11 protein-coding genes and 2 tRNA genes are annotated in these 15,435 nt (G+C 31.1%); 9 read left to right on the top strand and 4 right to left on the bottom strand.

What is annotated here, in order from left to right; translation table 11 throughout:
* Positions 1-4 precede the first annotated feature (4 nt).
* The 3 genes from F6464_RS02620 to F6464_RS02610 all read left to right on the top strand — a co-directional run bounded on the left by F6464_RS02620 (position 5) and on the right by F6464_RS02610 (position 4,469).
* Positions 5-1,438, top strand: a complete 1,434-nt coding sequence (locus F6464_RS02620) for a leucyl aminopeptidase family protein (RefSeq protein ID WP_151106188.1) — start codon at positions 5-7, stop codon at positions 1,436-1,438.
* 3 nt (positions 1,439-1,441) lie between these two features.
* On the top strand, positions 1,442-2,656 hold the full coding sequence (locus tag F6464_RS02615) for an ATP-grasp domain-containing protein (RefSeq protein ID WP_151106187.1): 1,215 nt from the start codon (positions 1,442-1,444) through the stop codon (positions 2,654-2,656).
* 133 nt (positions 2,657-2,789) lie between these two features.
* Positions 2,790-4,469 carry an amino acid permease gene (locus F6464_RS02610; protein ID WP_151106186.1) on the top strand — a complete coding sequence of 560 codons (1,680 nt, stop codon included), beginning with the start codon at positions 2,790-2,792 and terminating at the stop codon, positions 4,467-4,469.
* 101 nt (positions 4,470-4,570) lie between these two features.
* Here F6464_RS02610 and F6464_RS02605 read toward each other — a convergent pair whose 3' ends face one another.
* Positions 4,571-5,638, bottom strand: coding sequence for a T9SS type A sorting domain-containing protein (locus F6464_RS02605; RefSeq protein WP_151106185.1), 1,068 nt, complete (start codon positions 5,636-5,638; stop codon positions 4,571-4,573).
* Between the two features lie 276 nt (positions 5,639-5,914).
* Between F6464_RS02605 and lpdA the strand changes: the two genes are divergently transcribed.
* Positions 5,915-7,318 carry a dihydrolipoyl dehydrogenase gene (gene lpdA / locus F6464_RS02600; protein ID WP_151106184.1) on the top strand — a complete coding sequence of 468 codons (1,404 nt, stop codon included), beginning with the start codon at positions 5,915-5,917 and terminating at the stop codon, positions 7,316-7,318.
* A 69-nt stretch (positions 7,319-7,387) separates the two neighbouring features.
* On the opposite strand, the gene F6464_RS02595 is transcribed toward lpdA, so the two are convergent.
* Positions 7,388-7,762, bottom strand: coding sequence for a DoxX family protein (locus F6464_RS02595; RefSeq protein ID WP_151106183.1), 375 nt, complete (start codon positions 7,760-7,762; stop codon positions 7,388-7,390).
* A gap of 819 nt (positions 7,763-8,581) precedes the next feature.
* Between F6464_RS02595 and F6464_RS02590 the strand changes: the two genes are divergently transcribed.
* The 5 genes from F6464_RS02590 (at position 8,582) to F6464_RS02570 (ending at position 13,684) form a co-directional block, all read left to right on the top strand.
* Positions 8,582-9,877: an anthranilate synthase component I family protein gene (locus tag F6464_RS02590; RefSeq protein ID WP_151106182.1), complete on the top strand. Its 1,296-nt coding sequence runs from the start codon at positions 8,582-8,584 to the stop codon at positions 9,875-9,877.
* Positions 9,878-9,904: 27 nt separating this feature from the next.
* The gene (gene tilS / locus F6464_RS02585; RefSeq protein WP_151106181.1) at positions 9,905-11,218 is read left to right on the top strand and encodes a tRNA lysidine(34) synthetase TilS; all 1,314 of its coding nucleotides are present in this window, start codon (positions 9,905-9,907) and stop codon (positions 11,216-11,218) included.
* On the top strand, positions 11,215-13,230 hold the full coding sequence (locus F6464_RS02580) for a protein-disulfide reductase DsbD family protein (RefSeq protein ID WP_151106180.1): 2,016 nt from the start codon (positions 11,215-11,217) through the stop codon (positions 13,228-13,230). Before tilS ends, F6464_RS02580 begins: the two co-directional genes overlap by 4 nt.
* Before the next feature lie 269 nt (positions 13,231-13,499).
* Positions 13,500-13,574, top strand: a tRNA-Pro gene (locus F6464_RS02575).
* 36 nt (positions 13,575-13,610) lie between these two features.
* Positions 13,611-13,684: transfer RNA gene (locus F6464_RS02570), tRNA-Arg, on the top strand.
* Between the two features lie 307 nt (positions 13,685-13,991).
* Here the strand turns inward: F6464_RS02570 and F6464_RS02565 are convergent.
* Positions 13,992-15,062, bottom strand: coding sequence for a PorP/SprF family type IX secretion system membrane protein (locus tag F6464_RS02565; RefSeq protein ID WP_151106179.1), 1,071 nt, complete (start codon positions 15,060-15,062; stop codon positions 13,992-13,994).
* A 12-nt stretch (positions 15,063-15,074) separates the two neighbouring features.
* Positions 15,075-15,422, bottom strand: a complete 348-nt coding sequence (locus tag F6464_RS02560) for a T9SS type B sorting domain-containing protein (protein ID WP_151106178.1) — start codon at positions 15,420-15,422, stop codon at positions 15,075-15,077.
* Positions 15,423-15,435: the final 13 nt, after the last annotated feature.

Below are 15,435 nucleotides of genomic sequence, written 5' to 3'. Positions count from 1 at the left end.
TTCTATGAAAATAAATACAATAAAAAACCTAGAAAGCTTTACCGGTATTATTCTAATTCCTGTATTCGAAACCTATTCTAAAAGTTTAGTGCCGATTGAATTTCACGGTGTTTCGGTTTCGGCAAAAGTTTTTTACGGCAAAAAAGATACTTGTTATTTAGTCGAAAAATACGATTCAACTCACATATTCATAGGTATAGGAAAAACGATAGACTATAAATCTTTAAAAACTATTTTCAGAAGAATTGCAACAAAAAATAAAGAATTATTTGGAGACAATGTTGCATTATTCTTACCCGATGAATTTAAAAGCGAGCAAGTTGAAGCTGCTATATCAGGATTACTTTTAGGAACTTATGATTTAGGGCATTTTAAAAAAGAGAAAGTAAATCATCCTTTTTTAAATTCTGAATTTGTTTTGCAAATAGTTTCAAAACAAAATTTCGAAGAAACTGCAATAAGAGCTACCAAAATAGCTTCGGCTCAATTAGAAATATTAAATTTAGTAGATTTACCGTCAAATAAAATCACTCCAAAATATTTGTCAAATTGGGCAATTGAAACAGGAAATAAATTCGGATTTACTACTGAAGTATTTGGTTTTGAAGATGCAACTAACAAAAAATTAGATTCGTTTTTATCAGTAGGAAAAGGAAGCGATAAAGAACCTCAGTTTGTAATTATGAATTACATTCCAGAAAATGCTGATGCTAAAACAAAGCATGTGGGTTTGGTTGGAAAAGGAATTACATTTGACACTGGAGGATTAAACATAAAAACTACCGGAATGGTTCACATGAAATGTGATATGGCTGGTGGAGCAGCTGTTTTTGGTGCTATGCAACTCATTTCCGATTTAAAATTGCCAGTAAAAGTAACAGCAATTGTACCCTGTTGCGAAAATGCTGTCGATAATAAATCATTTTTGCCAAGCGATGTAATAAATAGTTACAGTGGTCATACTATAGAAATTATTGATACTGATGCAGAAGGAAGATTGGTTCTTGCCGATGGCTTATCCTATCTCATAAAAAATTATGCTCCAGAAGTAATTGTTGATATTGCTACTTTAACAGGTAGTAGTGTTGGAACTTTTGGGTACGAATGTGCAGCTTTGTTTACCAATAATGAATCCATTTCTAAAAAACTACAGCAATCTGGCGACTATGTGGGTGAAAGACTTTGGCAATTACCACTTTGGGATGCCTATAAACCTGATATCGAAAGTGATATTGCTGATGTGAAAAATTATAGCGGAAAACCTGTAGCTGGAGCAATTAGTGCTGCTAAATTTTTAGAGTTTTTTACTGAAGAGCATACCGCTTGGGCGCATCTTGATATTGCTGGGGTTGCTTTTGGTGATGATGAATTTGCCAAAAGTAAACATGCAACGGGGTATGGTGTTCATCTATTAACTAATTTTATTGAAAATCTATAAATCATGAATAATCCAAAAACGTTTGTCTGTATTTCTAATTATTTTAAAGGTGTCGATTTTTTAATTAATTTAAAAAAACTAGGAAATAAAGTCTTCCTAGTCACTTCAGAAAAGCTCCGAGATAAATCATGGCCAGTAGAATATATTGATGAGATTTTTTTTATGGAAGGGCAAGACACAGATTGGAATTTGGAACATTTATTACTAGGAGTTGGGAATTTAATGCGAAATCATAAAATAGATGCTATTGTTGCACTAGATGATTTTGATGTAGAGAAAGCTACTTATTTGCGAGAAAATCTTCGAATTGATGGAATGGGTCAAACTACAGGTCGCTATTTTAGAGATAAACTAGCTATGAGAATGCGCGCCAAAAGTTGTGGCATTTCTAATCCAAGTTTTTGTTCTTTATTTAATGATTTTGATATTAATATTTTTGCCGATACTGTTGCTTCTCCTTGGGTATTAAAGCCTAGATCTGAGGCTTCAGCATCAGGAATTATAAAGGTATATGATAAGGATAGTTTGTGGATGCATATTAATGAATTAGGAAATAATCGCTTTAAATATTTAGTAGAGCAATTTCGCCCAGGTGATGTGTACCATTGTGATAGTTTAATTTTAGACGGTAAAATTATTTTTAGCATAACTTCAAAATATTTGGCAACACCAATGGAAATTTCTCAAGGAGGTGGCATTTTTAGAAGTGCCAATATTCCTTATGATTCTCCTGATGATAAGGCAATTAAGAAAGTAAACGAACAGGTGATTAAGGATTTCGGATTAAAACATGGCACAGCACATTCTGAATATATCAAATGCCATGAAGATGGAAAGATTTATTTTCTAGAAACGTCCTCTCGTGTTGGTGGTGCTCATCTAGCTGAAATGATTGCATCAGCGTCTAATATAAATTTGTGGGCAGAATGGGCAGCCATAGAAAATGCCTTAGCAAAAGAAATTGAATATAAACTTCCTGAAGTAAAAAATGAATATGCAGGAATTGTTTTAACCTTGTCAAAATACCAACATCCTGATTTGTCCTCTTTTTCAGATGAAGAAATTTGTTTTAGAGTGCCTTTAGAATATCATGCAGGTTTAATTGTAAAATCCAACAAACACGAAAGAATTTTAGAATTATTGGATGATTATGCTGATAGATTTGCAAAAGATTTTACTGTTATTGGAACTCAAAAGGAAGTGAAGGATTTACATTAGGATAAACTTTAGGTTTATACAATATGCATAATTTCTAGAAGTAAAAAGTATTTAAATTGAGATTGTTTCGAATTAGATTTATTATAAATATATCATTATTATGCTATATTTGTTTAGATAAAACTTTTACAACATGTCAATATCCAATTTATTAAGAAAAAAATCTGCGAATGCAATTGTTCAAGAAGGGGGTGACGGCGAACCACATTCGGGATTGAATAAAGTTTTAACAGTAAGAGATTTAACTTTTTTCGGTATTGCGGCAATAATAGGAGGCGGAACTTTTAGTGCTATTGGAAACGCTTGTTTTTCTGGAGGTCCAGCTGTTGTTATTTTATATATAATGTGTGCAATTGCCTGTGGATTTACTGCAATGTGTTATGCTGAGTTTGCTTCAAGAGTTCCCGTCTCTGGCAGTGCTTACACGTATGCTTATGTTTCTTTTGGCGAACTTTTTGCATGGATTATAGGTTGGGCTTTAATTATGGAATATTCTATTGGAAACATTTATATTGCCTTTTCTTGGAGTGGCTATTTTACCAATTTAATCGAAATCTTTAATATTCATATACCTGAATGGTTAACCATAAATTACAAATCAGCACAAGATGCTTTTTTAGCCAATAATGGTGACGAAGGATTAATGGCTTGGCAAAATGCTCCAGTTCTTGGTGGTTTAAAAATAATTTTTGATTTACCTGCAGTCGTTATTAATCTTTTAATTACTTATTTGGTTTATAGAGGTACAAAAGAATCTAAAAACTTTAGTAATATAATGGTCTATATTAAATTAGCGATTATTGCATTAGTGATTATTGTTGGTGCTTTTTATATAGATATCGATAATTGGACTCCTTTTATGCCTAATGGTTTTAGTGGAGTTATGGGAGGAGTTTCGGCAGTTTTCTTTGCATACATTGGTTTCGATGCAGTTTCTACATTAGCCGAGGAAAGTAAAAATCCTCAACGCGATTTACCTAAAGGAATGATTTATTCATTAGTGATTTGTACTGCAGTTTTTATAGTTTTAGCATTAGTTATTACTGGAATGGTTTCTTATGAATTGTTAGGAGTTAGTGACCCTCTGGCAGAAATTTTCGCATTAAAAGGCGTAAAATGGATGTTGTTTATTGTATCTATTGCTGCTGTTGTTGCGATGACTAGTGTATTATTAGTTTTTCAAATGGGACAACCTCGAATTTGGATGACCATGAGTCGCGATGGATTAATGCCTAAACGATTTTCTTCAATTCACACAAAATATAAAACACCAGGTTTTGCAACCATTGTTACAGGATTGGTAGTTGGAATTCCGATTTTTTTTACCGATGAAAATTTCGTACTCGATTTTACGAGTATTGGAACACTTTTCGCATTTGTATTAGTTTGTGGCGGAGTTTTAATGTTATCTCCACAAAGCGAGTCTGAATTAGCAGAAAGAGCAACAAAAGGGAAATTCAGAATCCCATATATAAATTCAAAATATATTTTCCCTTTAATGGTTATCTTAGGAACAGTTTTAATAAATATTTATGTACCAACTTTCTTTACCTCTGTTTTAGATTTATCATATGGAAAAATGGCAACTAACTTACCTATGATAGTGTTTTTAGTTGTTTGTGTAGTAATGGCAGTACTTTCATTTATAAAAAACTTATCTTTAATTCCGCTTTTAGGTTTAGTTTCTTGTTGCTACTTATTAACAGGAATGGCCGTTTCTAACTGGATATGGTTTGGGATTTGGTTGGTTATTGGTTTGATTTTCTATTTTGTATATGGTTATAAAAATAGTAAGTTAAATTTATCCAAATAGTTTATATTAACTATAATCTTGATTCTTCTAAGAAAAAATATAGCATTTTGTAGAACAAAAAAAACCGCTCATTAGAGCGGTTCAATAATAATTGGTGATTATTATAACTTCAATAATTTTTTTGTTGATTTTCCTTGATTTGAAACCACTTCTATAAAATAGCTTCCAGTTTTTAAATCAGATAATGCAACTCCTATTTGTTTTGACAAAGCTGGTTTAGCTATATTTTTAACCAATTGTCCTATAGTATTGTATACATTTATGGATGAAACAGTAGTAAGATTCTCCATTTCAATAGTTAAATTGTCTTGTACTGGGTTTGGATAAAATGTAAAGTTTTGTGCTTTATTAATAGAATTTTCTACGCTCAATGCACGATCTGTATTTGAGGTACAATAGGAATTAAATTTTACATTAGGTAAATTATAATACGATTGAAAATACTCAGTTTCTGTAACTATAGTTGGTCCCTTGTATTCAAATTCATCAGTACAGATAAATTCTAAACTTGGATTATTATTTAAAATTAAATAAAAATGGCAACCACCCAACATTACATAACACAAATCAAATTTCCCGTTTCTAAAATTAATGGCTTCTAAATTAGGGTTGTTTTTAATAGAAATTGTCTCACTCAATTGTCTCACATTCGAAAAATCTAATGCAGTTAATTTACTGTCATTACAAGAGAAAAAATTTAACTTAACATCATTAAATTCTATTGAAGTGTAATTGTTTCCTGAAATATCTAAATAATTATAATTTACAGATTCAGGTAATTTTAAAGCATTTAAGTTATTGTATGAAACATCAAGTTCAGTAGTTTGAGAACTAATATCGTTTAATTCGGTTAACTTATTATTACTACATCTTAACTCATAAAGTTCAAATGCAGTTAATGACAAATTAGTTATTAAATTATTATTACAATTTAATCTTTTTAAATTTGTAAAGTTTTCAATTCCTGATAGAGAAATTATTGAAGCATTTGAAATGTCTAATTCTTCGACCATAAGTGCTTCACTTGTTTGAATTGATCCGTCGTTGTTTAAATCTATACCAAGAGCAATAAGTTTGTCCTTAAAATTAGAATCAGGAATCGAAACATTTTGAGCAGATAGTGAAAAATTCGCTAATAAGAGAAGCAAGGTTACATATAGGTTTTTCATGACAATAAAAATTAATTTGGGGGTTAGTAATTAAAAAGTGTCAATTTTATGAAGCAAACCTAATACTATTATGAATCATACAATTCAATATTTTTTCTTTTTCGTTAATGTGTAATTAAAGCCGATGAACAAAATATTAATGAAATGTATTTCTTACAAATAGCACGTTAAATAAAGTCTTATTTTATTTGTTTATTTTAGTCTTAAAAAACCTCAAAATATAAGTATTAAACAAAACTTTATTTCCTAATTTTGCAACACAAAAATTAATATATTATGAGTTCATTTGACATAGTCATCATAGGTTCTGGACCCGGCGGATATGTATCTGCTATTCGTTGTGCACAGTTGGGTTTTAAAACAGCCATTATCGAGAAATATTCAACATTAGGCGGAACTTGCTTAAATGTAGGCTGTATTCCTTCTAAAGCATTGCTAGCCTCTTCACATCATTATGAAGAATTGCAACACTTTGCTGATCACGGAATTGAAGTTTCTGGTGATGTAAAAGTAAATTTAGAGAAAATGATTTCTCGTAAACAATCTATTGTAGATCAAACTTCGGGAGGAGTAAAATTCTTGATGGATAAAAATAAAATTACAGTCTTTGAAGGTCTGGGTTCTTTTATAGATGCTACCCACGTTGCTATTGCTAAAGCGGATGGAGCTTCAGAAACTATTGAAGCCAAATATATAATAATTGCTACAGGCTCTAAACCTTCGTCATTACCATTTATCAAAATCGATAAAGATAGAATCATTACTTCTACAGAAGCTTTAAAGCTCAAAGAAGTACCGAAACACTTAGTTATAATTGGTGGTGGAGTAATAGGAATAGAATTAGGACAAGTTTATTTACGTCTTGGAGCGCAAGTATCAGTCGTGGAGTTTATGGACAGAATTATTCCAGGAATGGACAGTTCATTATCTAAAGAGCTGACTAAAGTCTTGAAAAAACAAGGCATGAAATTTTATGTTTCTCATAAAGTAAAATCGGTAGAGCGAAAGGGAGATGTAGTTACAGTTCAAGCCGAAAATTCAAAAGGAGAAACCATTACTTTAGAAGGTGATTATTCTCTAGTTTCCGTAGGTCGTCGACCGTATACTGAAGGTTTAAATGCGGATAAAGCAGGAGTAAAGATTTCAGATAGAGGAATGGTAGAAGTAAACGATCATTTGCAAACCAATGTTTCAAATATTTATGCAATCGGAGATGTAGTGCGTGGAGCAATGTTAGCTCACAAAGCTGAGGAAGAAGGTGCTATGGTTGCTGAAATTTTAGCGGGTCAAAAACCACATATCAATTATAATTTAATACCAGGTGTTGTTTATACTTGGCCAGAAGTAGCTGCTGTTGGGCAAACTGAAGAGCAACTAAAAGCAAATGGAATTGCTTTTAAAGCAGGAAGTTTTCCTTTTAAAGCATTAGGAAGAGCTAGAGCTGGAGGCGATTTAGACGGTTTTGTTAAAATTCTTGCTGATGCAAAAACCGATGAAGTGCTGGGTGTTCACATGATAGGAGCTCGTTGTGCCGATTTGATTGCTGAAGCTGTAACTGCTATGGAATTTAAAGCGTCTGCCGAAGATATTTCTAGAATCAGTCACGCTCATCCTACTTTTGCTGAAGCAATTAAGGAAGCTGCATTAGCTGCTACTGATAATAGAGCATTGCACGTATAAAAGTGATCTTAAAAATAAAAAAACCCGTTTCATTTTAAAGTGAAACGGGTTTTTTTGATTCTATTCCATTTACATGGTGAATACACTTTTATAATTGGCCCAATATCTATAAATCAAGAATAGATTTCCTAAAAAAATAAATATGGCTATTGGAAGACTTTCAGGTGTCAGAAAAAAATTAATGAGTAATATATTTATGGAAACTGGTAATATTACAATATTTGCCAGTGAAACAAAACGTCCGGAAACATAAGCTAATCCACAAAGTAATTCGACTGATTTAGCTAAAGGAATTAAATAGGCAGAGGCTACTAACCCAATTTGAAAAGCTTTAAAATCACCAGTAGTTACAGGTTCTGGAACTAATTTTAAAAAGAAACTAATTGACGCAAACAGAAACAATAACCCCATTAAGGTTCGGATAACAATAGTAACAATTTTCATAATATAATTGGTTTTATTGGTTAAATACAACTTTGAAATGCAATATTATTTTAAAATTTTACTTAATCTTAGTAAATTATCACTTTAGTGAATGTAAAAAATGTTTAATCCTTTATCAAATATAATCATATTTTTTAATATTTAACCAATAGATAATCATGATTTCATGTTCTGTTTAATGGTGTGTTTTTTATAAACAAAAACTCCAATACTAATTAATACAATTAACCACCACAATTGAAACAGAAATACAATTATATCTTGCAGAATGTACCAACCACTTTTTAAAGCATCTAAAATTTGTGAACCAAAATTAATTTCGGCAGCAATAATATCATTTAACTTTTTGTATTTTAAAGCAATTACTTTTTCAATCCTCCTTTCGTTAATTATATTTCTTTTTTAGCTAATTCGTTCGAAAGCATTTGTTAATAAACATCACCAGCTGTAATAACTCGATAATCTAAATAATCAATTTGCATGCTATTGTCTTAGTAACTGTATCGATTTTTGTGTTTGGTACAGGAATGGAAATGTTATTTTCGACAGAAAATTTTATGGTTTCTAAAGTACTATCTTGATTTATTTTAGCTTCAATATTTTGCAATTGTTTTCATAATAAACGATTTTAGTATTGATTAATAAATGAGTTACTTAAAGAAATAATAAAATGCAATAAGTAATTTTCTATCAACATAGGAATCAATTTATTAAAACGAGTTATTTGATGTAATATAAAAATAGTGCCATTAATTTTTTAAGTTGTCTTCATTGATGGACTTTTTTTATTGTAATTTTGAAGTCTAAATTTTTACGTTTTTGAGAGTTTCAATTTTTAAATCGATTTCCAATCCAATTGTTTTCAAAGAACAACTCTTATGTTGGTCCCAACAATTTAGAGAAATCGTATTTCTAGATAGTAATTCAGAATTCAATAACAATCAAAAATATTCCAGTTATGATTGTTTACTTGCTGTAGATGCCTTTACATCAATAAAAACTGATTTTCACAATGCTTTCGAAGATTTAAAACAATACCAGCAAACTACCAGAGATTGGTTATTTGGCTATTTGACTTATGATTTAAAAAACAATACTGAAGTTTTACAATCTAACAATTTTGACGGATTGGATTTTCCAGATTTATTTTTCTTTCAACCTAAGAAATTGTTTTTATTAAAAGGGAATCAACTTGAAATTCAGTATCTTAACATGTGCGATGATGAAATTGATGAAGATTTTTCAGCAATAAATGCAATTCAAAAGTCAGATGTTGATGGAGTTCAAGTAGTTGAAATTCAGCAACGAATTTCAAAAGAAAAATACATTAAAAAAGTTTCTAAAATGCTCGAGCATATTCATCACGGAGCTATATATGAGGCTAATTTTTGTATGGAGTTTTTTGCTGAAAAATCCGCTATAAATCCACTAGAAATATTCTTAAAACTTAATAAAATTTCCAAGGCGCCTTTCTCAGCCTATTTTAAAAATGATAAACAGTTTTTACTGTGTGCCTCCCCAGAACGTTATTTAAAAAAAGAAGGAGAGCAACTCATTTCGCAACCTATAAAAGGAACCGCAAAACGTTTTTTAAATGCCAATGATGATGAAAATTCAAAAAGCGAATTAGCAAAAGATCCTAAAGAGCGTGCCGAAAACATTATGATAACCGACTTGGTTCGTAATGATTTATCAAGAACAGCTCAGCGAAAATCCGTAGAAGTTCTGGAATTATGTAAAGTATATTCGTTTGAACAAGTACATCAAATGATTTCTACTGTTACTTCAAATTTAGACAGTCAATATTCTATTATAGAAGCAATTAAATATTCTTTTCCAATGGGAAGTATGACAGGAGCTCCCAAATTTTCAGCAATGAATATATGCGAGGAACTTGAAGAGTCGAAACGGGGTTTGTATAGCGGAGCCATTGGTTATTTTAGACCAAATGGCGATTTTGATTTTAATGTTGTAATTCGGAGTATTTTATACAATCAAACCAATAAGTATGTCTCTTTTTCAGTTGGAAGTGCTATTACTGCTCAATCAATTCCTGAGAAAGAATATGAAGAATGCCTATTAAAAGCAAAAGCAATGTGCGAAGTGTTAAGCTAAAATCAAAAGAAATAATTACTTTTGAATATGATAGAGAAATTTCAAAACCATATTGCTCAAAATTTTCCTTTTTTAAAAAATGAAAAACTATTTCTTGCAGTAAGCGGAGGGTTAGATAGCATGGTTTTATTGCATTTATTTCAACAATTGCAATACGATATTGCTGTTTTACATTGCAATTTTCAACTTCGAGGTATAGAAAGTTTTCAGGATCAAAATTTTATTCAGGAATATACTAATGTGAATTCAATTCCATTTTTTTTTACTCAATTTGACACAGAATCTTTTGCAAAAGATTATAAATTTTCGATACAAGTAGCAGCTCGTGAATTGCGATATAACTGGTTTTATGAGCAACTAGAAGAACAAAATTATAGTTTTATTATAACAGCACATCATGCTGATGACAATTTAGAAACATTTCTTATTAACTTATCTAGAGGAACAGGATTAGATGGATTAATAGGAATTCCTGAGCAAAATGATAAAATTTTACGACCACTTTTGATTTTTAATCGGGTTGAGATAGAAAATTATGCTAAAGAGCACGACATCAAATGGAGAGAAGATAGCAGCAATGCTTCAGAAAAGTATGTTAGAAATAAAATTCGTCATCAACTAGTTCCGATTTTAAAGGAAATAAATCCAAATTTTTTAGCTTCTTTTCAAAAAACACAACAGTATTTACAACAAGCCAACGAAATGGTTGATGATGCTGCTTCAATACTATTTAGTCAAACAGTTGAAGAAAAAGGCGATGCTTATTATTTTAACATAAAAAAGTTGGGTAAATTACCAAATTATAAATCCTATCTGTATCAATGGCTTAAAGATTTTGGTTTTTCAGCTTGGAAAGACATATATGATTTAGTAGATGGTCAGTCAGGAAAACAAGTATTTTCGAATGAATTTAGATTGCTAAAAGACAGAAAACATTTAATTTTAAGTCCTTTAATTCAGGAAGATACAATTGATGAATATTTTATAGAAAAAGGCCAATTAGAAGTTAAGATTCCCCTAAAATTAGTCATTTGTAAAGTATCCGACATTAATATAGGTTCTGATAGAAGTATCTTTGTCGATGAAGATTTGCTGGAATTTCCTTTGGTTTTGAGAAAATGGAAAACGGGTGATTTTTTTCAACCTTTTGGAATGAATGGAAAAGAAAAAAAAATAAGTAAGTTGTTTAAAGATGAAAAACTATCGCTTTTTGACAAAGAAAATACTTGGCTTTTATGTTCAAATAATCAAATAGTTTGGGTAATAGGCATTCGACAAGATGAACGATATAGAATTGAAACAACAACAAGAAATATTCTTAAAATACAACTAATACAATGAAGAAATTAATATATATATTTATAACTCTTTTAGTCTTTGTTAAAGGAAACACACAAATTCTAGATCCAGTAAAATGGACTACTACAATTGAAAAAAAATCAGAAACAAATTTTATTCTCACTTTTAATGGTGTAATTGAAAAAGACTGGCATATGTATTCGCAATTCACACCTGATGGTGGGCCATTACCTTTAGAAATTAATTTTAAAAACCAAAAAGGCAATTTTAATTTAATAGGAAAATCAAAAGAAAGCAAAACCAAAACTGCATACAATGATATTTTTCAAGTAAACGAAACTTTCTTCGAACACAAAGCCCAAATTACCCAGGAAATTGAGCTGCTAAATCCTAAAATTAAAACAATTGAAACAGAATTAAATTACCAAGTTTGTAAAGACGTTTGTATTAATTTAGAAAAGAAATTAAGGTTTATTATTCCAAGTTCAGCTATTTCTACTACAGAAGCTGTTGAGAAAAAGATTGCTTTAGATTCATCTACAACGGATACAATAAGTAAAAAGAGTGTCAATTCTAAAATCGAGCAAGCTATTCCTACAGTTAGCAAAATCGAAACTTCTAAACCAAATGAACATCGAGGACTTTGGTCTATATTTTTTATTGCTTTTTTATCTGGATTTGCTGCGTTACTAACCCCATGTGTTTTTCCGATGATTCCAATGACAGTAAGTTTTTTCACGAAACAAAGCAAAACTAAAGCCGCAGGAATTAGAAATGCTATTTTTTATGGTATTTCAATTATTGTAATTTATGTACTATTAGGGTTTTTAGTAACTTGGATTTTTGGTGCCGATGCTTTAAATGCATTATCAACAAATGTTTGGTTTAATATTATATTCTTCATTTTATTAGTTGTTTTTGCAGCTTCATTCCTTGGGGCTTTCGAAATCATGCTACCAAATTCTTGGGCTAATAAAGTTGACAGTCAAGCAGATCGAGGTGGGGTAATTGGTATCTTATTTATGGCATTAGCTTTGGCAATTGTTTCTTTTTCGTGCACAGGTCCAATTGTTGGAACATTGTTAGTAGAGGCAGCCTCTAAGGGAGGAATTGCACCTATAATTGGAATGTTTGGTTTCTCCTTGGCCTTAGCCTTGCCATTTATGTTATTTGCTATGTTTCCAGGTTGGTTGCATTCTTTACCAAAATCTGGGGGTTGGTTAAATACGGTAAAAGTAGTTTTAGGCTTTTTAGAATTGGCTTTAGCATTCAAATTCCTTTCTAATGCCGATTTAGTTTTGCAGTTGCATTGGCTAGAAAGAGAAGTTTTCTTGTCGATTTGGATTGCTATTTTCGGAACCCTGTCGCTTTATTTATTCGGAAAAATAACTTTGCCTCATGATAGTCCATCAAGTCATATTTCAGTTGGGAGATTGTCTTTAGGCTTAATTACATTGGCATTTACAGTTTATATGATACCTGGACTTTGGGGCGCACCTTTAAAAATAATAAATGCATTTCCGCCACCAATGGAGTATAGTGAAAGTCCTTTTGGAGTTGGTGCTGGAAGTTCAGTAGAAGCATCGATTTTGCCTGATGGAGCTAAAAGCGGTCCGCATCGCTTAGTAGTTTTTCACGATTATGAAAAAGGAGTAGCGTATGCTAAAAGTGTTAATAAACCCATTATGCTCGATTTTACAGGCCATGCTTGTGTAAATTGTAGAAAAATGGAGAATACGGTTTGGTCAGACAAAAAAATACTTAATATATTGAAAAATCAAGTTGTACTGATTTCTTTGTATGTTGATGAAGATATTGATTTGCCTAAAAGTGAACAATTTATTTCAAAAACTACTGGTTCAGAAATTATTACAGTAGGGGATAAGTGGACTGATTTTATGATTTCGAAATACAAAACAAACACTCAGCCTTTGTATGTTTTAACTGATTTTCAGGGTAATAGTTTAAATGTTAATCAACCAACAGTAAGTTTTGTATCAGTTAATGAGTATGAAAACTGGCTAAAAGAAGGGATTTCAAATTTTAAAAAATAGCCGTTTTTAAAAATATCGATTAGCTATAAAATAGTTGTAAAATTGTTGTTTTGTAAAAGGGTATACTAAGTTTTGAAATTTTAAAAAATTTCAATCAATTGAAGAAGTGTTGTTTAAAATTCTATTGTAAAATTTCAATTCACTTTTAATAAAAAAATTTGCTTTATACATACAATTTAATTACTTTTGCACCTCACAAATTTTAAGAGTATCCTAATTTTTATTTTTAAAGTATGTTGAAATTGATTTCTTGATTTTAATTAAGAATTCGGGGTGTAGCGTAGCTCGGTTATCGCGCCTGCTTTGGGAGCAGGAGGCCGCAGGTTCGAATCCTGCCACCCCGACAAAAAACTTTTCCATTTAAGTTTTAAAACAAAAATGGGTGCATAGCTCAGCTGGATAGAGCACCTGCCTTCTAAGCAGGCGGTCGAAGGTTCGAATCCTTCTGCGCTCACGCTAAAACCCACTGTTTCAGTGGGTTTTTTATTTTTATATTATCTTAATAATTATCTTTACCGCCACTATTTGACACTTTTAACAACATTTTTGCATATTACAATAGATATAAAATTATTTGATAATGAAAATGAAACTGCTAAAGGATTTTCAGAAAATAAATAGCTTTTGTTAATTGTAAAGTATAAAGAAATTGATTTAGTTAAAAAATCAAGAATTTCTTTTCAGAAGTTTTTTTATAATTTAATAAAGATTAACAGTATCATCATCACAAAGCTTTTTAGAGGAGATTTGAATAATTTTATTTACCATGTTTTTTGATACCCATTCACACCATTTCTTTTTAATTTTACCTTGTAATTGTCACATTTATCACAATTTCTACTAGACTGCCAAGTCAACGATAATTCGTGAACTCCTTGTGAATTGCCAAATTTAGTAGTATTAGCATCATAGGAATAACCAAAAGTAAATTCACCAAAATTAAAAGTAGCTATCGGGTTTACAGAGGTAAGTAGGTGACTATTTGAACTTCTTCGTTCAGGATTGGTAACCGCTGCTACTCCAAAAGAAAATCTGCTAAATTGAAAAATACCAGCAATATCTAATCTATTGTATTGCGATTGTCTCATATAATTTGCTGTAATTAGGAGGTCAGGACTTCCTAAAGAATCCATGAATGGAGAATCTGCTGCCCCTAAATAATATCCCCCATGGACAGTTAAAAAAAGGTCTAAAGGAACATTACCGTTTTCTTTGAATGATATATCTGGTCTGTTTAAATGTTTAAATGCTGCTCCAAGCCACAAATTTTCATTTACTAATAATAGTCCAGCAGATACATCTAAAAAGTCAATAGTATTGCTGTAATTTAGCACATCTGGGTCTATACTTTCTCCACTGATTGTTTCATCATTGATGTTTATTTGATCTTCTAGCAACAGATTTTTAAAGTTGTAATTTTTCTTTCCATACCCTGTTTCTAATCCAAATCTTAAACTCCAATCATAATCAAGTTCAACTCGATAAGAAATAACCGCATTAAATTGAGAATAATTGTAACCCGTAAATTCTTCATGATTGTTTAGAATTGTGCACCCTAAACCAATCGTATTTTCATCATAGTTTGTTGAATATTTACCTGTAGGAAGAGCAACCATGTTGTTAAAATAGCCAAACTGTGTATCAATTTGTCTATTAGCATCTGGCCATTGTCGTCTATGGATAATTCCAGCACTCCAAGTATTTACCAAACCAGTAACTGCAGGATTAAGTGCTTCAGGAACCATAAAAAATTGAGTAAATATAGGGTCTTGTGCCCTAACTTCAGAGTAAAGTAAGGGTAATAACATAAATAGTAAATAGTGTAATTTCATCTGAATTGTGACTTATTTTATTAATACAAACGTTCGTGCTTCATTGATAATCGTACCATAAAAAGTCTCCGCACTGACTTTGCAATTGTAATTACCATTCTCAGCACTTTTACCTTTAATGGTAGCATCCCAACCTCGTAATACAGCACCGGTCTCTGAATAAATAAGGGAACCCCAGGTGTCGTAAATATCTAAGCGTACATTCTTTAATCTCTTCGTAACAGGTCTATAAGTATCATTGATACGGTCATTATTGGGTGTAAAGGCTGTTGGAACCATCAAAAAATACCCTTTTTCAATAGTCAAAGTAATTTTTTGTTCATATACACAGCCAAAAGGATACGTCACTGTTTGGGTCACGACATAGTCCTTA

Source organism: Flavobacterium luteum (genome assembly GCF_008806775.1).
Classification (GTDB): Bacteria; Bacteroidota; Bacteroidia; order Flavobacteriales; family Flavobacteriaceae; genus Flavobacterium; species Flavobacterium luteum.
The sequence above is the reverse complement of the archived record's forward strand: the minus strand, read 5'-3'. Positions and strand labels throughout refer to the sequence as shown.

Excerpts from the sequence above, each read along its gene's own strand:
- F6464_RS02620 (WP_151106188.1), top strand. The coding sequence starts at position 5 with ATGAAAATAAATACAATAAAAAACCTAGAAAGCTTTACCGGTATTATT.
- F6464_RS02615 (WP_151106187.1), top strand. The coding sequence starts at position 1,442 with ATGAATAATCCAAAAACGTTTGTCTGTATTTCTAATTATTTTAAAGGT.
- F6464_RS02610 (WP_151106186.1), top strand. The coding sequence starts at position 2,790 with ATGTCAATATCCAATTTATTAAGAAAAAAATCTGCGAATGCAATTGTT.
- F6464_RS02605 (WP_151106185.1), bottom strand. The coding sequence starts at position 5,638 with ATGAAAAACCTATATGTAACCTTGCTTCTCTTATTAGCGAATTTTTCA.
- lpdA (WP_151106184.1), top strand. The coding sequence starts at position 5,915 with ATGAGTTCATTTGACATAGTCATCATAGGTTCTGGACCCGGCGGATAT.
- F6464_RS02595 (WP_151106183.1), bottom strand. The coding sequence starts at position 7,762 with ATGAAAATTGTTACTATTGTTATCCGAACCTTAATGGGGTTATTGTTT.
- tilS (WP_151106181.1), top strand. The coding sequence starts at position 9,905 with ATGATAGAGAAATTTCAAAACCATATTGCTCAAAATTTTCCTTTTTTA.
- F6464_RS02580 (WP_151106180.1), top strand. The coding sequence starts at position 11,215 with ATGAAGAAATTAATATATATATTTATAACTCTTTTAGTCTTTGTTAAA.
- F6464_RS02565 (WP_151106179.1), bottom strand. The coding sequence starts at position 15,062 with ATGAAATTACACTATTTACTATTTATGTTATTACCCTTACTTTACTCT.